At 72.0% G+C, this 23,274-nt stretch carries 21 protein-coding genes; 13 read left to right on the top strand and 8 right to left on the bottom strand.

Going from position 1 to position 23,274, the window contains the following annotated elements:
- Nucleotides 1-65: 65 nt before the first annotated feature.
- Nucleotides 66-695, top strand: coding sequence for a hypothetical protein (locus tag FDM97_RS03220; protein WP_137988754.1), 630 nt, complete (start codon nt 66-68; stop codon nt 693-695).
- On the opposite strand, the gene FDM97_RS03225 is transcribed toward FDM97_RS03220, so the two are convergent.
- Genes FDM97_RS03225 through FDM97_RS03235 form a run of 3 tightly spaced genes read right to left on the bottom strand, consistent with a single transcriptional unit; the run spans nt 661 to nt 3,012 of the window.
- Entirely contained in the window at nt 661-1,446 is a 786-nt protein-coding gene (locus FDM97_RS03225) for an enoyl-CoA hydratase/isomerase family protein (RefSeq protein ID WP_254705478.1), read from the bottom strand. The genes FDM97_RS03220 and FDM97_RS03225 overlap by 35 nt on opposite strands.
- The gene (locus tag FDM97_RS03230; protein WP_137988755.1) at nt 1,443-1,868 is read right to left on the bottom strand and encodes a Zn-ribbon domain-containing OB-fold protein; all 426 of its coding nucleotides are present in this window, start codon (nt 1,866-1,868) and stop codon (nt 1,443-1,445) included. The genes FDM97_RS03225 and FDM97_RS03230 overlap by 4 nt, the downstream gene beginning before the upstream one ends.
- 1 nt (nt 1,869) lies before the next feature.
- A complete protein-coding gene (locus tag FDM97_RS03235) occupies nt 1,870-3,012 on the bottom strand; it encodes a lipid-transfer protein (protein WP_137988756.1) in 1,143 nt (380 codons plus the stop codon).
- A gap of 84 nt (nt 3,013-3,096) precedes the next feature.
- Between FDM97_RS03235 and FDM97_RS03240 the strand changes: the two genes are divergently transcribed.
- From FDM97_RS03240 to FDM97_RS03255, 4 genes are all read left to right on the top strand, one after another.
- Nucleotides 3,097-4,647, top strand: coding sequence for a FadD3 family acyl-CoA ligase (locus FDM97_RS03240; protein WP_137988757.1), 1,551 nt, complete (start codon nt 3,097-3,099; stop codon nt 4,645-4,647).
- Nucleotides 4,648-4,756: 109 nt separating this feature from the next.
- Nucleotides 4,757-5,419: an LppU/SCO3897 family protein gene (locus FDM97_RS03245; protein WP_137988758.1), complete on the top strand. Its 663-nt coding sequence runs from the start codon at nt 4,757-4,759 to the stop codon at nt 5,417-5,419.
- A gap of 39 nt (nt 5,420-5,458) precedes the next feature.
- Nucleotides 5,459-5,743 carry a ribbon-helix-helix domain-containing protein gene (locus tag FDM97_RS03250; protein ID WP_137988759.1) on the top strand — a complete coding sequence of 95 codons (285 nt, stop codon included), beginning with the start codon at nt 5,459-5,461 and terminating at the stop codon, nt 5,741-5,743.
- Between the two features lie 65 nt (nt 5,744-5,808).
- The gene (locus FDM97_RS03255) at nt 5,809-6,138 is read left to right on the top strand and encodes a hypothetical protein (RefSeq protein WP_349775369.1); all 330 of its coding nucleotides are present in this window, start codon (nt 5,809-5,811) and stop codon (nt 6,136-6,138) included.
- A gap of 213 nt (nt 6,139-6,351) precedes the next feature.
- Here the strand turns inward: FDM97_RS03255 and FDM97_RS03260 are convergent, their stop codons facing one another.
- Together FDM97_RS03260 and FDM97_RS03265 are read right to left on the bottom strand one after the other, a co-directional pair.
- Nucleotides 6,352-6,555 (bottom strand): hypothetical protein, encoded by a 204-nt coding sequence (locus tag FDM97_RS03260; protein WP_137988761.1) that lies wholly within the window; start codon nt 6,553-6,555, stop codon nt 6,352-6,354.
- A gap of 217 nt (nt 6,556-6,772) precedes the next feature.
- The gene (locus FDM97_RS03265) at nt 6,773-9,736 is read right to left on the bottom strand and encodes an AfsR/SARP family transcriptional regulator (protein ID WP_137988762.1); all 2,964 of its coding nucleotides are present in this window, start codon (nt 9,734-9,736) and stop codon (nt 6,773-6,775) included.
- Nucleotides 9,737-9,880: 144 nt separating this feature from the next.
- Here FDM97_RS03265 and FDM97_RS03270 point away from each other — a divergent pair, with 144 nt between their 5' ends.
- The 7 genes from FDM97_RS03270 (at nt 9,881) to FDM97_RS03300 (ending at nt 19,382) form a co-directional block, all read left to right on the top strand.
- Nucleotides 9,881-11,152 carry an amidohydrolase family protein gene (locus FDM97_RS03270; RefSeq protein WP_137988763.1) on the top strand — a complete coding sequence of 424 codons (1,272 nt, stop codon included), beginning with the start codon at nt 9,881-9,883 and terminating at the stop codon, nt 11,150-11,152.
- Between the two features lie 106 nt (nt 11,153-11,258).
- On the top strand, nt 11,259-12,179 hold the full coding sequence (locus tag FDM97_RS03275; protein ID WP_137988764.1) for an LLM class F420-dependent oxidoreductase: 921 nt from the start codon (nt 11,259-11,261) through the stop codon (nt 12,177-12,179).
- Nucleotides 12,180-12,190: 11 nt separating this feature from the next.
- Nucleotides 12,191-12,952 (top strand): SDR family NAD(P)-dependent oxidoreductase, encoded by a 762-nt coding sequence (locus FDM97_RS03280; RefSeq protein ID WP_137988765.1) that lies wholly within the window; start codon nt 12,191-12,193, stop codon nt 12,950-12,952.
- A 107-nt stretch (nt 12,953-13,059) separates the two neighbouring features.
- The gene (locus tag FDM97_RS03285) at nt 13,060-14,184 is read left to right on the top strand and encodes an LLM class flavin-dependent oxidoreductase (protein WP_137988766.1); all 1,125 of its coding nucleotides are present in this window, start codon (nt 13,060-13,062) and stop codon (nt 14,182-14,184) included.
- 174 nt (nt 14,185-14,358) lie between these two features.
- Nucleotides 14,359-16,092 (top strand): N-acyl-D-amino-acid deacylase family protein, encoded by a 1,734-nt coding sequence (locus FDM97_RS03290; RefSeq protein ID WP_137988767.1) that lies wholly within the window; start codon nt 14,359-14,361, stop codon nt 16,090-16,092.
- Nucleotides 16,089-17,546 carry an aldehyde dehydrogenase family protein gene (locus FDM97_RS03295; protein ID WP_137988768.1) on the top strand — a complete coding sequence of 486 codons (1,458 nt, stop codon included), beginning with the start codon at nt 16,089-16,091 and terminating at the stop codon, nt 17,544-17,546. The genes FDM97_RS03290 and FDM97_RS03295 overlap by 4 nt, the downstream gene beginning before the upstream one ends.
- A gap of 270 nt (nt 17,547-17,816) precedes the next feature.
- Complete coding sequence (locus tag FDM97_RS03300) at nt 17,817-19,382, top strand: APC family permease (RefSeq protein WP_137988769.1); 1,566 nt, start codon at nt 17,817-17,819, stop codon at nt 19,380-19,382.
- Nucleotides 19,383-19,494: 112 nt separating this feature from the next.
- On the opposite strand, the gene FDM97_RS35670 is transcribed toward FDM97_RS03300, so the two are convergent.
- Nucleotides 19,495-19,704 carry a hypothetical protein gene (locus FDM97_RS35670; protein ID WP_175439019.1) on the bottom strand — a complete coding sequence of 70 codons (210 nt, stop codon included), beginning with the start codon at nt 19,702-19,704 and terminating at the stop codon, nt 19,495-19,497.
- Nucleotides 19,705-19,891: 187 nt separating this feature from the next.
- Between FDM97_RS35670 and FDM97_RS03305 the strand changes: the two genes are divergently transcribed.
- Complete coding sequence (locus FDM97_RS03305) at nt 19,892-21,802, top strand: sensor histidine kinase (protein ID WP_175439020.1); 1,911 nt, start codon at nt 19,892-19,894, stop codon at nt 21,800-21,802.
- Nucleotides 21,803-21,816: 14 nt separating this feature from the next.
- Here the strand turns inward: FDM97_RS03305 and FDM97_RS03310 are convergent, their stop codons facing one another.
- Both FDM97_RS03310 and FDM97_RS03315 read right to left on the bottom strand, forming a co-directional pair.
- Nucleotides 21,817-22,284: a carboxymuconolactone decarboxylase family protein gene (locus tag FDM97_RS03310; RefSeq protein WP_137988771.1), complete on the bottom strand. Its 468-nt coding sequence runs from the start codon at nt 22,282-22,284 to the stop codon at nt 21,817-21,819.
- A 159-nt stretch (nt 22,285-22,443) separates the two neighbouring features.
- Nucleotides 22,444-23,208 (bottom strand): GNAT family N-acetyltransferase, encoded by a 765-nt coding sequence (locus FDM97_RS03315; RefSeq protein ID WP_137988772.1) that lies wholly within the window; start codon nt 23,206-23,208, stop codon nt 22,444-22,446.
- Between the last annotated feature and the right edge of the window lie 66 nt (nt 23,209-23,274).

Below are 23,274 nucleotides of genomic sequence, written 5' to 3' on the forward strand. Positions count from 1 at the left end.
ACGCCGGGTGCGGGGGCCCCGCCACGCGGCGCTAGGGTGGCGCGGACACGACAGGAGGGGCCGGGATGGCAACGGCGACGGCGCGTCGCGGCGTCAAGCTCGCGGCGACGCTCACGGTGGTGGTGCTCGCGCTGACGGGCTTCCAGACCAGCAGCAGCGGCGGGAAGAGCGGCAGCGGCAAGAGCGGCAAGAGCGGCAAGAGCAGGAGCAGCGACTCCGACGGTGGCGGTGGCTGCTCCAGCTCCAAGAAGCAGAACGACGACTACGACGACCACGACAGCTCGGGCGGCGGTGGCAGCGGCAGCGACTACACCACCGAGCCCGCCACGCCGAGCGTCTCGCCCTCGTCGGACGTGGAGGTCGAGGTCGTGGACTGCGTGAAGCCCGCGCAGAGGAAGCGCGCGGGCAAGCCGGCCCGTAAGGCGGACACCACGGCGACCCTGCGGATCACCTCGCGCCGGTCGTTCACCGAGACGTACCGGGTGACCCTGGAGTTCAAGGACGCCTCGAACGGCCTCGTCGACTCGAAGGACGAGCTGGTGACGGTCGGGCCGGGGGAGTCGAAGGTCTTCGACGTGAAGATGGACAGCCCCAGGCTCGTCGACAAGGTCAGGAAGTGCGCGGTGTACGACGTCCGCAGGACGGACGCCTCGGCCACGCCTACCGCGTCCGGAAGCCCGTCCCCCTCCTCGTGAACAGCTCGGCCTGACGCTCCGGCGGCAGGTTCCCGAGCGTGACCAGATGCGGCGCGTGGGCGAGGGCCTGGGCGCGGGCGGCCTCCTTGGCCGACCACAGCGCCCGGACCGTGCCCTGGACCGCCTCGGTGGGGTACGCCGCGATGACGGCGGCGGCCCCGCGGGCGGCGTCCAGCGCGCCGCCGGGCGCGGTCAGCTCGGAGACGAGCCCCGTCTCGTACGCCCGCCGGGCCGAGATCCGCTCGGCCGTCCCCATCAGCGCCATGCGGGCCACCTCCCCGAACGGCATCTTCTGCGCCATGTGGATCGTCTCGAAGGCGCTGACCATCCCGTAGGTGGTGTGCGGGTCGAAGAAGACCGCTTCCTCGCCGGCGACGAGGAACTCCGCCTCCCCGAGCAGATAGAACGCCCCGCCGCACGCCATGCCCTCCACGGCGGCGACGACCGGTTTCCACAGGTCGTTCGCCTTGGGGCCGATGGCGATCAGCGGATCGTCGATCGTGTACGGGGAGGACGGCTGCGGCACCCCGGTGGCGGCCGAGCGGTCGATGCCGGTGCAGAAGGCCTTCGTTCCGGCGCCGGTGACGACGACGGCCCGTACGGAGTCGTCGTACCGGAACGCACGCCAGGTGTCGGAGAGCAGCCGGGCCATCTCCACGGTGATCGCGTTGTGCTTCTCGGCCCGGTCGAGGGTCACGACCGCGACGCCGGTCTCCTTGTCGTGGGCGACGGTGATGCCGGAGGTGCTCACCCGCGCTCCAGGAGCCAGCGCGGCACGGCCATGCCGTCGATCGCCGTGAACGCCACCCTCACCGCGGCCCCGATCCGCAGCCGCGCCGGATCGACGGAGTCGAGCGGGGCGTCGGGGGCGGCGACCACGTTGCCGACGAGACGGATGCGGGGCGCGTCGGCGAGTTCGACGACGACGGCGTTGTACGGGGCCTGGGCGGCGTAGTCGGGGAGCAGCGGCGGGTGGGGCAGGACGTACGACCAGATCCGGCCGCGGCCGGACATCCGGCGCCACTCGCTCGCGAAGGACTGGCAGTGCGGGCAGCAGGGCCGGGGCGGGAAGCGCAGCTCCCCGCAGGCGGAACAGGCCTGGACGCGGAGTTCGCCCCGGGCGGCGTACTCCCAGAAGGGCGCGCCGTCCTCGTCGACCACGGGTGTCAGCATCTCAACTCCTCAGCAGGATCGCCGATGTGGGGACGCCCTCGCCCGCCGTGACCAGGCAGGTGGAGGCGTTCGGTACCTGGGCGGTGGAGGAGCCGCGGAGCTGCTTCACGCCCTCGTTGATGAGGTTGAAGCCGTGGACGTACGCCTCGCTCAGCCCTCCTCCGCCCGTGTTGAGGGGCAGCCTTCCGCCGATCTCCAGGGCGCCCCCTTCGGTGAACGCGGCGCCTTCTCCTCGTCCGCAGAATCCGTAGCCCTCGAGGGAGAGCGGCACGAGGGGCGTGAAGGCGTCGTAGATCTGGGCGACGTCGACGTCCTCGGGCCCGAAGTCGGCCTGTTTCCACAGGTGCCGGGCGGCGGTCCAGGCGGGGCCCGAGAGCGGGTCGTCGTTCCAGTAGTTGACCATGCCGTGGTGCTGGGCGGGCAGGCCCTGGGCGGCGGAGTGGACGTACACGGGTTTCTGCCGGCAGTCGCGCGCCCGCTCGGCGCTCACGATCACACAGGCGAGTGCCCCGTCGGTCTCCAGGCAGTTGTCGAAGAGGCAGAGGGGTTCGCTGATCCAGCGGGCGGTCATGTACATCTCGCGGGTCAGCGGCCGCTCGTACATGATCGCGGCCGGGTTCTGGTTGGCCCGGTTGCGGCAGGCGAGGGCGACGTTGAAGAGATGGTCGCGGGTGGCGCCGTACTCGTGCATGTAGCGGCGGGCGAGCATGCCGATCTCGTCGGCGGGCCGCAGGAGTCCGAACGGCCGGGTCCACTGTCCGGGGGTCGGGAGCTGTGCCCGGGTGTTCTTCCAGGGCCGTGGCCCGCTGCCGCGCTTGCGTGACCGCCAGGCTACCCCGACGCTCGCCTGGCCGGTGGCGACGGCGGCGGCGAGGTGCCCGACGGTCGCGCACGAGCCGCCGCCGCCGAACCCCACCTTGGAGAAGAAGGTGACGTCGCCGGCGCCGATGGCCTTGGCGACCTCGACCTCGTCGGTCTCCTCCATCGTGTACGAGGCGAAGGCGTCGACCTCGGAGGGTGCGATGCCGGCGTCGTCGAGGGCGGCGAGGATCGCCCGGCAGGCGAGGGCCTTCTCGGACTCGGGCAGCTGTTTCGCGAAGGGTGTCTGTCCGATCCCGACGATGGCTGTGCGGTCCTTGAGCACGGCAACCCCCTCGGTCGTCCTCACTGCTGACAGCGCGTCAGGCTACAGCTAATCTGACGGATAGTCAGCTACGGGAGGGCGGCAATGCGCGGTGACCTGGAGTGGGGCTCGATAGCCGGGCTGGTGCGGTGGGCGGCTCGGCGGTACGGGGCGGCTGAGGCGGTCGTCGAGGGCCGCACCCGTACGCGTGTCTCGTACGAAGAGCTGGGCGAGCGCGTCGAACGCGCGGCGGCGGCCTGCATGGCGGCCGGGGTCCGGGCGGGCGACCGGGTCGCGATCTGGGCACCGAACACCCTGGACTGGATCGTCTCGGCGCTCGGGGCGGTGACGGCGGGCGCGGTGCTCGTCCCGCTGAACACCCGCTTCAAGGGCACGGAGGCGGCGTACGTGCTCGCGCGCTCCCGGGCGAAGCTGCTGTTCATCACGGGGACGTTCCTGGGGACGTCGTACGTCGCGTCGCTGCGCCGCGCGGGCGTGGAACTCCCGCACCTGGAACGGGTGGTGGTGCTGGCGGACGCGGCGCCCGAGGACTACACGACGTGGAAGGACTTCCTGGCGGAGGGCGAGTCGGTCCCGGAGGCGGAGGTCCGCGCGCGGGCGGACGCGATCTCCCCGGGGGATCCCTCGGACATCATCTACACCTCGGGGACGACGGGCGCCCCGAAGGGAGCGGTGATCACGCACGCCCAGACCCTGCGCTGCTACGACGTCTGGTCGGAGCTCGCCGGCCTGCGGGAGGGCGACCGCTATCTGATCGTGAACCCGTTCTTCCACACCTTCGGCTACAAGGCCGGGATCATCGCCTGCCTGACGCGGGGCGCGGTCATGGTCCCGCAGCCCGTCTTCAACGTGGACACGGTCCTCGCGAACATCGCGGCGGAACGGATCTCGGTGCTGCCGGGCCCGCCGACCCTGCACCAGTCCCTGCTCGACCACCCCGCCCGCTCCTCGTACGACCTCTCGGCCCTGCGGCTGGTCGTCACGGGCGCGGCGGTCGTCCCGCTCCGGCTGGTGGAGCGCCTGCGCGGCGAACTGGGCGTCGGCACGGTCCTCACCGCGTACGGCCTCTCCGAGGCGAGCGGCATCGTCACCATGTGCCGCAGGGGCGACCCCGCGGAGGTCATCGCGACGACCTCGGGCCGCCCGATCCCGGACACGGAGGTCCGCCTCTCGGAGGCGGGCGAGGTCCTGGTGCGCGGCCACCACGTGATGCGCGGCTACTTCGAGGACGAGGAGGAGACGGCCCGCGCCGTCGACGCGGACGGCTGGCTGCACACGGGTGACGTGGGTGTCCTGGACGAGGCGGGCAACCTGCGGATCACGGACCGCATCAAGGACATGTTCATCGTCGGCGGCTTCAACGCCTACCCGGCGGAGATCGAGCAACTCCTGGGCCTGCACCCCGACATCGCGGACGTCGCGGTCGTCGGCATCCCGGACGCCAGGCTCGGCGAGGTGGGCAAGGCCTTCGCGGTGCGGCGGCCGGGCTCGGTGGTGACGGGGGACGACCTGATCGCGTGGGCGCGCCGGGAGATGGCGAACTACAAGGTGCCGCGGGAGGTGGAGTTCGTGGGGGAGCTGCCGCGGAACGCGAGCGGGAAGGTGGTCAAGGGGAAGCTGCGGGCCCGCGCCTGAACACCGATACCCCTCTGCAACCAACTGCCCCCGCACGTACGTCACATGACGCGGTACCAGTCGCACGACCACCCCAGCATCCTCACCTCCTCACCTCCTGGAGCAGCCGGTGTCGTCGCCAGAAGTCCCCGTCACCCTCACCCCGCAGCAGGCGGCCACGGGTGTGGTCCTCACCGTCCAGACCCCCACCGGGCCCGCCCAGCTCGCCATCCCGCCCTGCCGCGACGGCGACCTCGTCCCGGCCCGCCTCGGCGACGGCGTCGTCCTCCTGCGCGTTCGCGTCACCGGGGCCACACGCCCGGCGCCGTCACGCAAGTCCGGCGTCCTCGGCTGCCTGGTCCCGCTCGCGGTCCTCGGCGCGGTGATCGCCGCCCTCGTCCTCACGAACGACACCGACGACGACGGCACCCCCACGGCCCGCCCCTCACCCACCGCCTCCTCCCGTACCCCGTCCGCCACCACGACGACCACCCCGGCCCCCACCGAGACGACACCGGAGCCCCCGGACCCGTACGCGAAGGGCACCTGCCTCAACGGCACGCTCCCGGACTCGACGACCGCGCAGAGCGTCAGCGACATCGACGAGGTCCCCTGCTCGGCGTCCGACGCGCACTACCGGGTGATCCAGACGATCCCCCTGACCTCGGACCTGAACCGCTGCAACGCCAACCCGAAGACGCAGTACGCCTTCTCCCACCGCTACACGATCAACGGGGCGACCGTGAACGAGTACGTGTACTGCCTGGTGGGCCTCGGCTCGTACGCGCGCTGAAGGACGCAGGTCACTCACGGTGATGGTATGGTAATTGGTATGGCAACGAAGAAGTACACGGTCACCCTGCCGGAGGAGCTCGCGGAAGAGATCCGCAAGGAAGTGGGCCCGGGCGGCTTCAGCGCGTACGTCACGCATGCCATACAGCGTCAGCGGGAGCAGGACCGGCTGGGGGAGCTGGCCGCATGGATGCTGGAGCCCGGCGGGCCGCTTACGGGAGAGGAACTCGCCGCCGCCGAGGCGGAGCGCCGTGAGATCGAGAAGTGGCACGAGGAGCGCGAGGCCCGGGAGGCCGAGGCCGCCCGGGGCGCTGAGGCCGCCTGATGTCGGAGAGCTGCTACGTGCTGGACTGCGAGGGCCTCTCGCGAGCCGCTCGGCGCGACCGAGTCATGGCCCGACGTATCGTCATGGCCCATGAACTCGGCATTCGCGTGGTGACCAGTTCCATGACCCTGATCGAGGCGTACCACGACAAGGTGCCGTACGCCGCCTGGAAGTGGTTCCTCTCCCGTGTCGTGGTCGAACCCGTCACCGAGGATGTCGCGGACGCGGCGATCAGCCTCCTCAAGGGCGCCGGCCTGCACGGTCACAAGTACGCAATCGACGCGGCACTCGCCGTCATCGCGGGGCGTCAGCGGGGCCGGGTGACGCTCTACACCTCGGACGAGGACGACATGCGGAAGCTGTGCGGTCCGAACGTGCTGATCCGGGGGGTCTGAGGGCGCGCACCGGCGTCGGGACGTGCCGGAGGGGCCGGGCAAGTGCCCGGCCCCTCCGTCTTGTTCGTCCGGTCGCGGCGCGCCGCGCCCTGTCCGTCAGGCCCCCCCGGCTCCGGCGGACGTCCCCCGAGCGCCTGCGCGGCCGGCTTCCGGACGGGTACGACCCCGGCGACTCCCCCGATGGTGCCGCCGCGGTCGTCCCCCGAGGGAGGCTCAGCCCTGCGTCGGCTTGAACGGCTCGGACGTGGCGTGCTGGTCCAGGGTCGTGATGTCGCCGCCGGTCGCGTGCTGGTCCAGCGTCCGGATGTCGCCGCCGGTCGCGTGCTGGTCCAGCGTCGTGACCGAATTCTCCTCCGTGCCGGTGGCGTGCTGGTCCTGGGGCTTCAGGACGGGGTCGGTCTTCGTCGGCTCGGTCATGATGGGTCCTCCGTTGTCTGAGCGGTGGAGTCGGATCGGTAGGGCCCGTCCGGCTGTTCCCCCGCGGACGGCCGGACGGGCCTCTCAGGGCCGCTCACCCTAGTGCGTCGGAGCGACGGCCTCACCAGCGACCCGTCTGCCCCCCGACGCGACGGATCGATGGGACAGAGCATGGCGGTCGGCGATAAACGTTCGATGAACGCGCAGTCCGCGACGCCTAAGCGGCGGCCGAAGGGGTCAGCAGAGCCCTGATGGCCGCGGCCTCCGGTGAGTCGAGCGTCTCGTGAATCGCGAGCGCCTCGCGCCAGCACGCCTGCGCGCGGCCGCGTTGGCCGATGCTGTCGAGGGCTTGGCCGAGCACGGTGAGAACGTTCCCCCGCCGCCACTCCCCGCCGATGCCGCTGAGCACCACGAGCGCCTGCTCCGCCAAGGCCGCCGCCAGTGCCGGCCGACGGGCGGCCAGTTCGAGTTCCGCGAGCCGGAAGAGAGTCATACCCTCCCACAGCCGCTGGCGGCTGTCCCGGAAGACCTCCAGGGCTTCGCGCAGCGCCTCCGCGCCCGCGCTGTGCCGCCCGCTCTCGGTCAGGGCCATGCCGAGTGCGTAGCGGCCGTTCGCTCCGCGGAGCGAGTGCCCCATGGAGTCGTAGATGGCGATGCCCTGTTCCGCCAGGGAGACCGCGCTGCCCACACGGCCCATGGCCAGGTGGATCCGCGAGAGATTGCACAGGGCGCTGGCCTCGCCGGGGCTGTTTCCGTCCGCGCGGAATCCCTCGATGGCCGTGGTCAGATACTGCTCGCCGTCGGCCTGCCGCGTCTGGTAAATCGCGATGATGCCACGGGCGTTGGCCGCCCACGGCAGGGTCAGGGGGTCCGAGGTCTTCGCCGCGAGGCGGGCCGCGTGCGCGGCGTCGCGATCGGCCTCGTCGAAGCGCCCGGTGTGGGTACGGACATTGGTGAGGCTCATGTACGCGCGGCCCTCGGCGTGCTCGTCGCCGAACCCGCGCGCCGCGTCGCGCAGCGCCCCCGCCACCGACTCGTACTGCTTGGAGTTGGCGCCCGACTCGCCCAGGTCGATGCACGCCCACAGCAGATCGACCGCCCGCCGCAGCGTCCCCTCCGCCCCCGCCGACTGCCGTACGCACGCCAGCAGGCAGTTCGCCTCGCGGTACAGCCAGTCCTGGGCCGCGTGGCGGTCCGTGAAGGTCAGGCCCTCGTACTCCGTGGGCTCCAGGTGGTCGACGAGGCGGTCGCCCGGCCTCTCGATCGCGTACACGCGGGCCGCCGTCGACAGGTAGAAGTCCAGCAGCCGCGACAGCGCCCGCTCCCGCTCCGCCGGCGGTTCCTCGTCGCGTTCCGCGCATGCACGCGCGTAGAGGCGGACGAGGTCGTGGTACCGGTACCGGCCCGGGGCCGCGGATTCCAGGAGGGAGGTGTCGACCAGGGCCTCCAGGAGGTCCTCGGTGTCCTGGGGCGGCAGGTCCAGGACCGCGGAGGCGGCCGCAAGGGAGATGTCCGGGCCGTCCGCCAGGCCCAGGAGGCGGAAGGCGCGGGCCTGGGCGGGCTCCAGCTGGCCGTAGCCGAGTTCGAAGGTGGCCTTGACCGCGAGGTCGCCCGCCTGGAGCTCGTCCAGGCGGCGGCGCTCGTCCGCGAGCTTCGCCGCCAGGACCGCGACCGTCCACGTGCGGCGCGCGGCCAGCCGCGAGGCGGCGATACGGATCGCCAGGGGGAGGAACCCGCAGGCGGCGACCACGTCGAGCGCGGCCTCCCGCTCGGCGGAGACCCGCTCCTCGCCCACGATCCGGGTGAACAGCTGCAGCGCCTCCTCCGGGGACATGACGTCGAGGTCCACCAGGTGCGCCCCCGCCAGGTCCACCATCCGGATCCGGCTGGTCACCAGCGCCGCGCAGCCCGCCGTGCCCGGCAGCAGGGGCCGGATCTGGGCGGCGTCGCGGGCGTTGTCCAGGAGGACGAGGATCCGCCGGCCGTCGAGCGTCGAGCGGTACAGCGCCGCCCGCTCCTCCAGCGAGTCCGGGATCGAGGAGTCCGGTGTGCCGAGAGCGCGCAGGAAGGCGCCCAGGACCGTCTCCGGCGCCGCCGCGCGCGACCCGGCGCCCTGCAGGTCGACGTACAGCTGGCCGTCGGGGAAGTGCGGCCGGGCCTCGTGCGCCACGTGCACGGCGAGCGTGGTCTTGCCGACGCCCCCGATGCCCGCGAGCGCCGAGACGGCCATCACGGAACCCTCGGCGGTGGCCAGCCGGTCGCCGAGCTCCCGTACGAAGGAGGAGCGGCCGGTGAAGTCGGGGACCGTGGCCGGGAGCTGGGCGGGCCGGGCCACGGCGGGAGCCGGCGCGGCCGTCTCCTCGGCCGGGCGGGCCAGTTCGGCGTCCGCCTGGAGGATCCGCTGCTGGAGCCGAGACAGCTCCGGGTTCGGGTCGACGCCCAGCTCCTCGGCGAGGAGCCGGCGCGTGTCCGCGTACACGGCCAGCGCCTCGGCCTGCCGGCCGCTGCGGTACAGGGCCAGCATCAGCAGCTCGCGCAGGCGCTCCCGCAGCGGGTGCGCCGCCGTCAGCGCGGTCAGCTCCGACACCGCCTCCGCGTGCGCGCCGACCTCCAGGTCCATGTCGAGCCGCGTCTCCAGGAGCTGCAGCCGCCACTCCTCCAGGCGGGCCCGCTGGGTCTCCGCGTACGGCCCCGGTACGGAGGCGAGCGCCTCGCCGTCCCACAGGCCCAGCGACTTGTTGATCCGGGCGCGCGCCCCGCAGCGGTCCCCGGCCGCCCGCAGCTTCTCCGCCTCGGCGGCCAGCTCCTGCGCCACGTTCAGGTCCAGGGCGGAGGCGTCCGTACGGATCGCGTAGCCGCCGGACTCGCTGACCAGGACCCCGGGGGCGAGGATCTTGCGCAGCCGCGAGGCGTACGTCCGTACCGCCGCGAGCGCCTGCGAGGGCGGCTCGTCGCCCCAGATGGCGTCGATCAGCTCGGCGGCCGTGGCCGTGCGCCCGTCGCGCATCAGGAGCGCGGCGAGCAGCGCCCGCTGCTGGGGCGAGCCGGAGGGCAGGGCCTTGCCGTCCCGCCAGGCGCGCACCGGGCCGAGCACGCCGAAGCGCAGGTCGCCGCCCGAAACGCCGGGACCTGTCTGCGGAGCCCGCTGCTCCGGTACTCGCGGCCCGTTCTCACGGTCCATAGCTCCCCCTGCCCGTACCGCTGGTTTCGCCCAAGACAGTCTGCCTTGTCCGGAGGGGGCGCGTCAGCATCGGGTGACTGTCTGCACAAGCTCTCCGGATCCCGCTAGCTGACGGGGCGTCAGATCGGCGCTACCGTGAAACGCATGGAGACCTCCCCGACCTTTCCGACGTCCTCGACCTTCCCGACGTCCTCGACCTTCCCCACCTTCCCCAGGATCATCTCGGTGGACGACCACACCGTGGAGCCGCCCCACGTCTGGCGGGACCGGCTTCCGTCCAGGTACCGGGACGTCGGACCCCGTATCGTCCGCGCCCCGCTGAAGGAAATGACCTTCCTCGGCGGCAAGTTCGCCCCGGTCATGGGCGCCAGGGGCGACGACGGGCCGATCGGCGACTGGTGGGTGTACGAGGACCTGCACCGGCCGCTCACCCGGCTCGACACCGCCGTCGGCTACGACAGGGACGAGATCAGGCTCGAGGTCATCACCTACGAGCAGATGCGCCCCGGCTCCTACTCCGTCCCCGACCGGCTCGCCGACATGGACGTCAACCACGTCCAGTCGGCGCTCTGCTTCCCCACCTTCCCCCGCTTCTGCGGGCAGACCTTCACCGAGGCGTCCGACCGCGAGCTCGGCCTGCTCGGCGTCCGCGCGTACAACGACTGGATGGTGGAGGAGTGGTGCGGGCCGGAGGCCGCCGGCCGGCTGATCCCGCTCACGCTCGTACCCCTGTGGGACGCCGAGCTCGCCGCCGCCGAGGTCCGCCGCAACGCCGCCCGCGGCGTCCGCGCCGTCGCCTTCTCCGAGATCCCGCCCCACCTGGGCCTTCCGTCCATCCACACCGACTACTGGGACCCGTTCCTGCGCGCCTGCGACGAGACCGGCACCGTCGTCGCCATGCACATCGGCTCCTCCAGCCGGATGCCGTCCACCTCCGCCGACGCCCCGCCCGCCGTCGGCTCCACCATCACCTTCGCCAACTGCTGCTTCTCGATGGTGGACTGGCTGATGAGCGGCAAGTTCGAGCGCTTCCCGAATCTGCGGATCATGTACGCCGAGGGGCAGATCGGCTGGATCCCGTACATCCTGGAACGCGCCGACGTCGTCTGGGAGGAGAACCGCGGCTGGGGCGGCGTCGCCGAGAAGGTGCTGCGCCCGCCGTCGGAGCTGTTCGCCGAGCACGTCCACGGCTGCTTCTTCGACGACGCCTTCGGTCTGAGGAACCTCGACGCGATCGGTGTCGGCAACGTCCTGTACGAGACCGACTACCCGCACTCCGACTCCACCTGGCCCAAGTCCCGGGAGGTCGGCGAGGCCCAGATGGGACACCTGGACCCGGAGGTCGTCGAACGGATCGTGCGCGGCAACGCCATCGAGCTGCTCGGTCTGTCCGAGGACGGGCTCTGGATTCCCTGAGGTGTGTCCGGCCCCTTGTCTGATGAAGCGTCAGGTACGAGCATGAGCCCCGTCGCTCGTACCTGATGGATCGTCAGATCAGAGACGCGGATCAAAAGGGGTCGCCATGGTCGTCTACGGGATGCAACTCCCCGTCCAGTCGCAGAGCACGATCTACGCCGAGCCCTGGGAGGCCGCGGCCGGCCCCGCCGACCTGCTCGACATCGCCCGCGTCGCCGACCGCACCGGCTTCGACTACCTCGCCTGCTGCGACCACGTCGCCATCCCGCGCCGCCTCGCCGGGCCGATGAGCACCGTCTGGTACGACCCGGTCGCCACCCTCTCCTTCCTCGCCGCCGCCACCGAGCGCGTCCGGCTGCTCTCGCACGTCGCCGTCGTCGGCCTGCGTCACCCGCTCGTCTCCGCCAAGGCGTACGCGACCCTCGACCATCTCTCCGGAGGTCGCCTGGTCCTCGGGGTCGGGGCCGGGCACGTCCAGGAGGAGTTCGAGGCGCTCGGCGTCGACTTCGCCGCGCGCGGGGCCGTGCTCGACGAGACGCTCGACGCGCTGAGGGCCGCCCTCGGGCCCGAGGAGTACCCGGAGCACGCGGGCGAGCGGTTCGCGTTCAAGGACCTGGGGCAGCGGCCCCGGCCCGCGCAGGAGCGGGTGCCGCTCTGGGTCGGCGGCTCCTCGCCGGCCGCCGTGCGCAGGGCCGCCCTCAGGGGCGACGGCTGGCTGCCGCAGGGTGACCCGCGCGACAGGCTTCCCGCGCAGATCGCCCGGCTGAAGCGGCTGCGCGCCGAGGCGGGGATCGCCGACCCGGTCACGATCGGAGCGATCGTCGAGCCCCTGTACGTCGGCGAGCCCGGCTGGGAGGTCGGCCGGCGGGCGCTGACCGGCAAGCCGGAGGCCCTCGCGGCCTCGCTGCGCGCCTACGGGGAGATGGGCGTGGACCAGATCCAGGTGCGGTTCCGCTCCCGGAGCCGTACCGAACTCACCGACCAGATGGCGGTGTTCGCCGCAGAGGTCGCCCCGCATCTGAACTGAGGAGACCGATCATGGGCAAGCTGGACGGGCGTGTCGTCGTCGTCACGGGCGCGGCGCGCGGACAGGGCGAGCAGGAGGCACGGCTCTTCGCCGCCGAGGGGGCGCGGGTCGTCCTCGCCGACGTGCTCGACGACCTCGGCGAGGCGCTGGCCAAGGAGCTGGGGGAGGAGCGGGCCGCGTACGTCCACCTCGACGTGACGAGCGAGGAGGAGTGGGCGGGTGCGGTCGCCGCCGCCAAGGAGCGCTTCGGGCGGATCGACGGGCTCGTCAACAACGCGGGCATCCTCCGCTTCAACGAGCTGGTGTCGACGCCGCTGGACGAGTTCCAGGCGATCGTGCGGGTCAACCAGGTGGGCTGCTTCCTGGGGATCCGTACCGTCGCGCCGGAGATCGAGGCGGCCGGCGGCGGCACGATCGTCAACACCGCCTCGTACACGGGCGTGACGGGCATGGCGGGCGTCGGCGCCTACGCCGCCACCAAGCACGCGGTGCTCGGGCTCACCCGGGTCGCGGCCCTGGAGCTGGCGGCCAAGAGGATCCGGGTCAACGCGGTCTGTCCGGGCGCGATCGACACCCCCATGAGCAACCCGGAGGGTGTGGATCCGGCGGCGACGGCCGAGCTCTACCGGAAGCTGGTGCCGCTCGGACGGATCGGGCGGCCGGAGGAGGTCGCCGCGCTCGCGCTCTTCCTGACCTCCGACGACTCCGCGTACATCACCGGGCAGCCGTTCGTCATCGACGGCGGCTGGCTGGCGGGGGTCGCGCTGTTCTGACGCTCCATCAGGTATTGACGCACCCGCCGTGCGGTGCGACAGTCGGGCACATCGAGAATCTGACGGTACGTCAGAAATGACGAGGATGACGAGGACGGTGAACCCCCTTGGAATTCGGGATCTTCGTACAGGGATACGTCGGCAAGCGCGCCGAGACCGATCCCGAGGCCGAGCACAAGGCGCTGATGGAGGAGACCGAGTACGTCATCCAGGCCGACGCGTCCGGGTTCAAGTACGCCTGGGCCTCCGAGCACCACTTCCTGGAGGAGTACTCGCACCTCTCGGCGAACGACGTCTACCTCGGGTACCTCGCCCACGCCACGGACCGGATCCACCTCGGCTCGGGCATCTTCAACCCGCTGGCCCCGGTCAACCACCCGGTCAAGGTCGCCGAGAAGGTCGCCATGCTCGACCATCTCTCGGGCGGACGCTTCGAGTTCGGCTCGGGGCGCGGGGCGGGCTCCCACGAGATCCTCGGGTTCATGCCGGGCATCACCGACATGAACCACACCAAGGAGATCTGGGAGGAGACGATCGCCGAGTTCCCCAAGATGTGGCTCCAGGACGAGTACGTCGGCTTCCAGGGCAAGCACTGGTCGCTGCCGCCGCGGAAGGTCCTGCCGAAGCCGTACGGGAAGTCCCACCCGGCCATGTGGTACGCGGCCGGGTCGCCGTCCTCGTACGCGATGGCGGGGAAGAAGGGGCTCGGGGTGCTGGGGTTCAGCGTGCAGAAGGTCTCCGACATGGAGTGGGTCGTCGAGTCGTACAAGACGGCGATCAAGGAGGCGAAGGCGGTCGGCGACTTCGTCAACGACAACGTGATGGTGACGTCGACGGCGATCTGCGCGGAGACGCACGAGAAGGCGGTGGAGGTCGCGGTCGGGGGCGGGCTGAACTACCTGCAGTCGCTGCTCTTCCGCTACCACGACACGTTCCCGCGGCCGGAGGGGATCCCGGAGTGGCCGGAGCTGCTGCCGGAGTACTCGGCGGAGATCATCGAGCTGCTGATCGCGGAGGAGCTGATGATCTGCGGGGACCCGGGGGAGGTGCTCGCGCAGTGCAAGCGGTGGGAGCAGGCGGGGGCGGACCAGCTGTCGTTCGGGCTGCCGATCGGGGTGTCGTACGAGGACACGATGACCACGATCAAGCTGATCGGCGAGCACGTGATCCCCAAGATCGACACGGACCCGGTCCACCGCACGACCCGCTTCCGCCAGGCCGCGGGCGCCTGACGGGCCCGGGGCCCCGCGGCCCCCGTCCCCGGGTGGGGGAGCCCCGCCCGCAGTGAGCGCGAGGCGGTGTCTTCCCGGATCGCCGTCTCGTACCGGCCCCGGTCGGAGGCCCTCGCAGCCGCGGCCGGCTGCGCGGCCCCCGGCCGGGGCAGTCCACGTGCCGAAAGGACCGTCATGCTCGACCACCTGATCAAGGGCGCCACCGTCGTGGACGGCACCGGCGCCCCCGCACGCGTCGCCGACATCGGGATACGGGACGGGCGCGTCGTCCTCGACGGCGTCCGCGCCGACACCCCAGCCCGCACCACCGAGGACGCGCACGGCCTCGTCCTCGCCCCCGGCTTCGTCGACCCCCACACCCACTACGACGCCCAGCTCTTCTGGGACCCCTTCGCCACCCCCTCCATGAACCACGGCGTCACCACCGTCGCCGGCGGCAACTGCGGCTTCACCCTCGCGCCCCTCCACCCCGACCGGCCCGAGGACGCCGACTACACCCGCCGCATGATGTCCAAGGTCGAGGGCATGGCCCTCAAGGCCCTGGAGGACGGCGTCGACTGGACCTGGTCGTCCTTCGGCGAGTACCTCGACGCCCTCGAAGGGCGGATCGCCGTCAACGCCGGCTTCATGGTCGGGCACTGCGCCCTGCGCCGGTACGTGATGGGCCCCCAGGCCATCGGCGGGCAGGCCACCCCCGCCCAGCTCGACCGCATGATCGCGCTCCTCCACGACGCCATGGACGCCGGTGCCTGGGGGCTCTCCACCACCCAGTCGTCCACCCACTCCGACGGCGACGGCGCCCCCGTCGCCTCCCGGCACGCGTCCCCCGCCGAGCTGATCGCCCTCTCCCGAGCCGTCGGCGAACACGAGGGCACCCAGATCGAGGCGATCCTCGCCGGCTGCCTCGACCAGTTCTCCGACGACGAGATCGACCTCTTCGTCGACATGACCGCCGCCGCGGGCCGCCCGCTCAACTGGAACGTCCTCACCATCGACGCCGCCGTCCCCGAACGCGTTCCGCGCCAGCTCCTCGCCTCCGAACGCGCCCGCAAGTCCGGCGGCCGGATCGTCGCCCTCACGATGCCGATCCTGACCCCCATGAACATGTCGCTCGGCACGTTCTGCGCCCTCAACCTCATCCCCGGCTGGGGCGAGATCCTCTCCCTCCCCGTCCCCGAGCGGATCGCGAAGCTCCGCGACCCGGCCGTCCGCGCCGAGATGCTGCTGCGCGCCGACTCCAAGGAGGCCGGTGTCTTCCGGCGCCTCGCGCACTTCGGCCGGTACGTCATCGGCGACACGTACAGCCGCGAGAACGAGGGCCTGACCGGCCGCGTCGTGAGCGACATCGCCGCCGAACGCGGCCAGGACCCCTTCCAGTGCCTCGTCGAGATCTGCGCCAACGACGACCTGAGGACCGTCCTGTGGCCCATGCCCACCGACAACGACCCCGCCTCCTGGGCGCTGCGCCGCGAGACCTGGGAGCACGAGGACGTGATGCTCGGCGGCTCCGACGCCGGCGCGCACCTGGACCGCATGTGCGGCGCCCCGTACACCACCCGCTTCCTCGGCGACTGTCTGCGCGGCCGGAAGCTGCTCCCCCTCGAACAGGCGGTGCGGATGCTCACCGACGACCCCGCCCGGCTCTTCGGGCTGCGCGAGCGCGGGCGGGTCGCGGAGGGCTTCCACGCCGATCTGGTCCTCTTCGACCCCGAGCGGATCGACGCGGGCCCCGCGACGCTCGTGCACGACCTGCCGGGCGACAGCCCCCGGCTCGACTCGCGCGCGATCGGGGTCGTGTCCGTGCGCGTCAACGGCGTGGAGACCATCCGCGACGACCAGGTGACCGGCGCCATCCCGGGCAAGGTCCTGCGCTCCGGGCGCGACACGAGGACGGTGAGCACCAGGTGAAGGCCGAGAAGCTGTACATCGACGGGCAGTGGGTCGAGCCCGACTCCGGGCACTACGAGGTGATCAACCCCGCCACCGAGGAGGTCGTCGGCCTCGCGCCCGAGGCGAGCGGGCGCCAGGTGTACGAGGCGGCCGCCGCCGCCCGCGCGGCCTTCGGCGCCTGGTCCCGTACGAGACCGGAGGAGCGCGCCGCGATCCTGGACCGGGCCGCGGACCTGATGGCCCGCGACGCCGAGGCGAACACGGCCCTCGCGCAGGCCGAGACCGGGGCCACGACCGGTACCGCGCGCGGGATGCAGGTCGCCGTCGGTGCCTCCCGCTTCCGGCGGTACGCGCGCGGCGCCCTGGAGCCGGTCGAGCAGGCACTGCCCCCGCAGATCAACGAAGCCGGCCCGATGGGGAAGGCCGGGGTCTTCGGCGCGGTGGCGGTACGCCGCCCGGTCGGCGTGGTCACCTGCATCACCTCGTACAACAACCCCTGGGCCAATCCGGCCGGCAAGATCGCCCCGGCTCTCGCGATGGGCAACACGGTCGTGGTGAAGCCCGCCCCGCAGGACCCGCTCTCCGTGTACGCCATGGCGCGCGCGCTGGAGGAGGCCGGGGTCCCGCCGGGGGTCGTCAACGTCGTCACCGGCACGGAGACCGCCGTCGGCGAGGCGGCCGTCGACTCCCCGGACGTCGACATGGTCTCCTTCACCGGCTCGACGGCCGTCGGCCAGGCGATCGGCGAGGTCTGCGGCCGGTCCCTGAAGCGGCAGCTGATGGAGCTGGGCGGGAAGGGCGCCGCGCTGGTCCTCGACGACGCCGACCTCGACTCCGCGGTGATGGGCATCGGCACGACCTTCTCCTTCTACAGCGGGCAGATCTGTACGGCCCCGACCCGGGTGCTCGCCCAGCGCGGGATCTACGAGCAGCTGATCGAGAAGCTCGCCGGCTATCTGGCGTATCTGAAGGTCGGGGACCCGACGGCGCGCGGCACGGTCGTCGGTCCCGTGATCTCGGCGGCCCACCGCGACCGGGTGGAGTCGTACATCGAGCTGGGCCGTAAGGAAGGGGCGCGGGTCGTCGCGGGCGGGGAGCGCCCGGCCGGCTTCGAGAAGGGCTTCTACGTCGCCCCCACCCTGCTCGCGGACTGTACGAACGACATGCGGGTGGTGCGGGAGGAGATCTTCGGCCCGGTCGTCGTGGTCGTCCCCTTCGACGACGAGGAGGAGGGCGTCGCGCTCGCGAACGACACCGACTACGGGCTCCTCGACTACGTGTGGTCCGGGGACGTGGCCCGCGCATTCCGCATCGCGGCCCGGCTGCGGGCGGGCGGGGTCGGGGTGAACACGATCGGGCGGAACATGGAGGCGCCGTTCGGCGGGTTCAAGAAGAGCGGTGTGGGGCGGGACGTGGGGTCGTACGCCCTGCACGCGTACAGCGAGTTGCAGGCGGTGGTCTGGCCCGGTTGATCCCGCTCGGAGTGGCTTCCGAGAGGCTTCCGCGGGGGTTCCCAAAAAACCTCGGGAAATTTTGAAAACGGACATTCGGGACACTGCTGCGGTTCCCGTATATCGGACGCGTGCGAGTGGGCCAACCAATCGGTCGGCCCCGACCGCTCGTCGATCTTTCAATCAATGCCGAGAGCGTCTTATCGCCCTCTTAATGCAAGGTGAAGATCGGTCGACGTTGCGGAGTTCTGTCCTCCGGATGTGGAAACCGCAGCACCTAACGTCCTCTTCATGACTCAGGTGGATGCACGGCCCCAGGCCGGAGACACGGTAAGGGGCGTCACCGCCCCGGGCGACACGAACGGCGTACGTACGAAGGGCCTCGGCGGCAACTCCGTCGGGCTGATGGGCGGTGCCGTCATCGGCATCTCCACGGTGGCCCCGGTCTACTGTCTGACCTCCACGCTCGGCCCCACGGTCGGCGAGGTCGGACTCCAGATGCCCGCCGTCTTCCTGGCCGGCTTCCTGCCCATGCTGCTGGTCGCATTCGCATACCGGGAACTCAACAAGGCCCTCCCCGACTGCGGCACCTCCTTCACCTGGTCGGTGAAGGCCTTCGGACCCAGGATCGGCTGGATGTGCGGCTGGGGCCTGCTGGTCGCCACGATCGTCGTCCTGTCCAACCTCGCCGGTGTCGCCACCTCCTTCTTCTGGCTCACGGCGGGCGAGGTGACCGGTAGCGCGGACGTCGCCGCACTGGACGACAACAAGGCCGTCCACATCCTCACCACGCTGGTCTTCATCGGCATCGCCACGGCGATCAGCTACCGCGGCATCACCGCCACCAAGTGGGTCCAGTACGCCCTCGTCGGCCTGCAGCTCACGGTCATCGCGATCTTCGCCTTCATGGCGATCAGCAAGGCCGACCAGGTCGCCGGATCGATCGACTTCTCCCTCAGCTGGCTGAACCCCTTCGGCATCGAGTCCTTCTCGGCCTTCACCGCCGGCCTCTCCCTGTCGATCTTCATCTACTGGGGCTGGGACGCCTGCCTGTCCATCAACGAGGAGAGCACCGGCAGCGCCCGCACCCCCGGCCGCTCCGCCTTCCTCGCCATGGTCGTCATCGTCGCCTCCTACCTGCTGGTCGCCATCGCCGTACAGATGTACGCGGGCATCGGCGAGGAGGGCACCGGCCTCGGCAACCCGGAGACCTCCGACAACGTCTTCGCCGTCCTCGCCGGCCCGATCATGGGCTCCGGCCTCGGCATCCTGCTCTTCGTCGCCGTCCTCGCCTCCGCCGCGGCCAGCCTCCAGACCACGTTCATCCCGGTCGCCCGCACCGCCCTCGCCATGAGCGCGTACGAGGCGCTGCCCCCGGCCTTCGCCCGGATGAATCCGCGCTTCAAGACGCCGGGCCGCGCCACCGTGTGGGCGGGCATCGCCACCGGAGTGTTCTACGCGGTGATGAGCCTGGTCAGCGAGAACGTCCTGGTCGACACGATCTACGCCCTCGGCCTGATGATCTGCTTCTACTACTCGATCACGGCCTTCGCCTGCGTCTGGTTCTTCCGCAAGGACCTGACCTCGTCCTTCGGCAACCTGATGGTCAAGGGCATCCTCCCGGGCGTCGGCGGCCTCATGCTCACCGCCGTCTTCGGCAAGACGCTCTACGACATGTGGGACCCGGCGTACGGCTCCGGCTCCTCGGTCCTCGGGATGGGCTCGGTCTTCGTGATCGGCGTCGGGCTGCTGCTGCTCGGCGTGGTGATCATGCTGGTGATGCAGCGCAGGAGCCCCGCGTTCTTCCGGGGCGAGGTGCTGACGAAGGAGACGCCGTCGCTGGTCGTGGCGGACTGACCGTCCCCCGCGCGAACCCCTGAGTCACAGCACGAAGTGGCGGGACCCTCACGGTCCCGCCACTTCGGCGTTCTCCGGGTGCCCGGTCTCCGGGCCTCAGGGCCTCAGGCCCTCAGGGCCGCAGCGGCCCCGGCAGCAGCTTCTCGACGGCCGCGTTGGCGGGTGGCATGTCGGCCGCGGCGGCCGGCTTCGCCTTGGGCGCCAGCACGCCGCTCAGCGGTACGACCGAGGGAAGGTCGCTTTCGGCGGCGGCGGTACCGGCCGTACCGAGGCTCCCGGCCACGGCGAGACCGGTCAGGGCTGCGGTGAGGATCTTCTTCATGCCCGCTCCAACGCGACCGCGGCGCAGCGGGTTACGAGGGGCCGCTCCGCGGCCGTCGCGGGCGCGTGCGTTACGGGCGGGTGACCCGCGCCACATCCCGTTCGATTCGGCCGGGGTGAGCGGAGCGCAACTGTCCCCTTACGGCGGGGAAACGGCGGGCACCGGACGGCTGCCTAGCGTCGTGGGAGTGACTCCCACAGCGAAAGTCGTTGGACGCCTCGCCCGCCTGACCCCCGGCTGGAGCACCATCCGCGGACGGGTCACCGTCGTCCTGGCCGTACCGACCTGCCTCCTTCTCGTCCTCACCGGACTCGCCGTCGCCGACCGCGCGGCCGACTGGGCCGCCGCCCGCGAGACCCGCGACCGGGTCGACCGCGTCCTCGCCGTCCAGGCCCTCGTCCACGAACTCCAGCGCGAGCGCGGGCTCAGCAACGGGCTCCTCGGCGGCGCCCGGCAGTACCGCGACGACCTGGACGCCCAGCGGGCCCGCTCGGACACCGCCCGCGCCGCGCTCGGCGACCTGCCGGGCGCCGACCCCCTGGGGCGGCTGACGGCCGTGCGCTCGACGGTCGACGCCGACGGCTCGCGCACCGAGACCTTCGCCTTCTACACCGACGCCATCGCCACCCTCACCGCCGGCCATCCCACGCAGGGCCCGGTCGCGGCCGGCGACCGGGAGCTCGACGACGCCATGGGCGCCCTGCGGGCGCTCGGCGACGCCACCGAGTCCGTGGCCCTGGAGCGCGGCTCCCTCAACGGGGTCTTCGCCGCCGGGCGCTTCCGGGACGACGAGTACCAGGCCTTCGCCGACGTACGGGCCGCCCGGGTGGCCGCCCTGCGCCAGTACGCCACGTCCGCGACCCCGGACCAGCGCGCGGCCCTCGACAAGGCCTTCGCCACCGCCGACGCCCGGCGCGTCACCGAGCTGGAGAAACGGGCCACCGCGGCGGCCGACGGCTCCCGCGTCACCGTCGACCCCGACCTGTGGTGGCGCTCGATGACCGTCCTCGTGGACGACCTCTACGGCGTGCAACGCGGCGTCGGAGCGGACGCGCGGGTCCGGGCCGGGGAACTCAGCTCTGCGGCCGCCGGACAGCTCGCCGGGTTCGTCGCCCTCGGCTTCCTCATCGTGGCGGTCGCCGCCGCCCTCGCCGTACTCTCCGCGCGTTCCATCACCCGCCCGCTCGGCGCGCTCGCCGAGGAGGCCGACGAGGTGGCGGGTGTGCGGCTCCAGGAGGCGGTGCGGCGCATCCAGGAGGCGGAGGGGGGAACGGAGGCGACCACCTCACCCCCGTACCGCACGGACGCGCCCGTGCCCGGCGGCGCACAGGAGATCACCCAGCTCGCCGCCGCGCTGCGCAACGTGGAGCGGACGGCCGTCGGCCTCGCCGCCGAACAGGCCGCCCTGCGCCGCAACACCTCCGAGTCACTGGCCAACCTCGGCCGCCGCAACCAGAGCCTGCTGCGCCGGCAGCTCGGTCTCATCACCACGCTGGAGAGCCAGGAGATCGACCCGGAGGCCCTCGGCGAACTCTTCGAACTCGACCACCTCGCCACCCGGATGCGGCGCAACGCCGAGTCGCTGCTCGTCCTCGCCGGGGAACAGGACCCGCCGCGGGCCTGGCCGGGCACGGTCACCGCCCGGGAGGTGGTGCAGTCGGCGGTCGCGGAGGTCGAGCACTACCAGAGGGTCGCGACGGCCGACATCGAACCCTGCCGCATCCGAGGCGACGCCGTCGCCGACCTGTCGCACCTTCTCGCCGAACTGATCGAGAACGCGCTGGTGTACTCGGCCGTCCAGCTGCCGGTCGAGGTGTACGGCTGGCGGGACCTCGACGAGTACTGCCTGGCCGTGGTCGACCGGGGTGTCGGCATGGGCGCGGACGACCTGGCCCGCGCCAACGCCCGGCTGTCCGGCGACGAGAGCTTCCTCGTCGCGCCCACCCGCTACCTCGGCCACTACGTCGTCGGCCGGCTCGCCGCCCGCCTGGGCGCGCACGTGGAGCTGCGCCCGACGGACGGCAACGGCATCACCGCGTACGTGGGACTGCCGGTGACGGTCCTCGCGCCCGAGGTCGCGGTACCCGCCACCACGTAGCGCCGACGGTCCGCCTACAGGCCCACGCCGGCCGGCTGCCTCACCGTGACGTTGAGCCGGTTGAACAGGTTGGTGAGCCCGACCATCAGCACGATCGCGGCGAGCTGCTTCTCGTCGTAGTGGTCGGCGGCCGCGTCCCACACCTCGTCCGGCACGGCGTCCGAGGTGTCGGCGAGCCGCGTCGCGTGCTCGGCCAGCGCGAGCGCCGCCCGCTCCTCCGCGGAGAAGTACGGCGCCTCGCGCCAGGCGGAGACGGCGAACAGCTTCTCGTCGCTCACGCCGGCCTTCCTCGCGCTCTTGACGCCGTAGTCGACGCAGAAGCCGCAGCTGTTGATCTGGCTGGCCCGCAGGTGCACGAGCTCCAGGGTGGACTCCGGGACGCCGCCCTGACGGGTGGCCTTGACCAGGTTCTGGGTGGCCGGTCCGGCCTCGGGGAGGATGTAGGCGGGGTTCGTCATCCGGGCCTTGAGTTCGTGCTGCATGGTGGTCGCTCCTTCGGCGGTCCGTGGTGCCGTTGCTGTTGCCTTCACCGCAATGACGGAGCGCGCGACGCGGATGTGACACGTCCGGAGAAGTTTTTCGCGGGATCTTGCGCGGGATCTTGCGCGGGATCTTTCGCGAGACCCTTCGCGGTACGACCGTCAGGCGGCAGGTTCGGCGATCAGCGCGGTGCCGATCGTGCGGAAGCCGAGCCGCCCGTAGAGGCGGGCCACCGTCTCGTCCGTGGCCGTCAGGAAGACCGTCTCCACACCCTGGGCCCGGGCGTCCGCGACCAGGGCGGCGGTGACCGCGAGGCCCAGGCCGCGGCGGCGGGCGGCCGGCAGGGTGCCGACGCCGACGACCTCGGAGACGGCGCCGACCGGCTGGTGCTGCCCGGCGCACAGCGCCGTGCCGCTCGCGTCCAGGGCGGCCGCCAGGCGCGTGAGACCGGCCTCGATCCTGGCCGCGAGGTCCGCGGCCGCCGTGGCGGAGGGGGTGGCACCGAAGGCCGCGTACGGGGCGGCGGCGGCGCTCTCGAGGGCCGGGTCGTCGGCGCCCACGATCCGTACGGTGACGCCCTCGGGCACCGCGACCGCCTTGCCCTCGCCCTCGCCCTCGCCCTCGCCCTCGAGAACCATCAGCGGGTGCTCGTGCACCACGAGCCCGCTCTTCTCGACGGCCGCCCGCAGCCCCGGCGTCGTCTCCGCCACCCACTCGAAGGCCTCGGGCACCCCCAGCTCCCGCTGCCGCGCCCGCACCCGGTCCACCTCGTCGACCGAGACCTCACCGGCGTACCCGAGCGCGGGCCTCGCGTAGTACGGCCACCCGTCCCCCTCCCGTACGAACAGGGTCAGCGGCCCCAACTCCTCGGCGCGGGCGGCGGATCGGGGGACGGCGTCGTCATACGTCTCAAGGCGGTTCAGCATGCCGTCATCCAAGCAGCCGCACCCCGTGAGCACCGGCGGATTTTCCCGCGCCCTCGGTGCGGGACG

It is taken from the genome of Streptomyces vilmorinianum, from assembly GCF_005517195.1.
GTDB lineage: Bacteria > Actinomycetota > Actinomycetes > Streptomycetales > Streptomycetaceae > Streptomyces > Streptomyces vilmorinianum.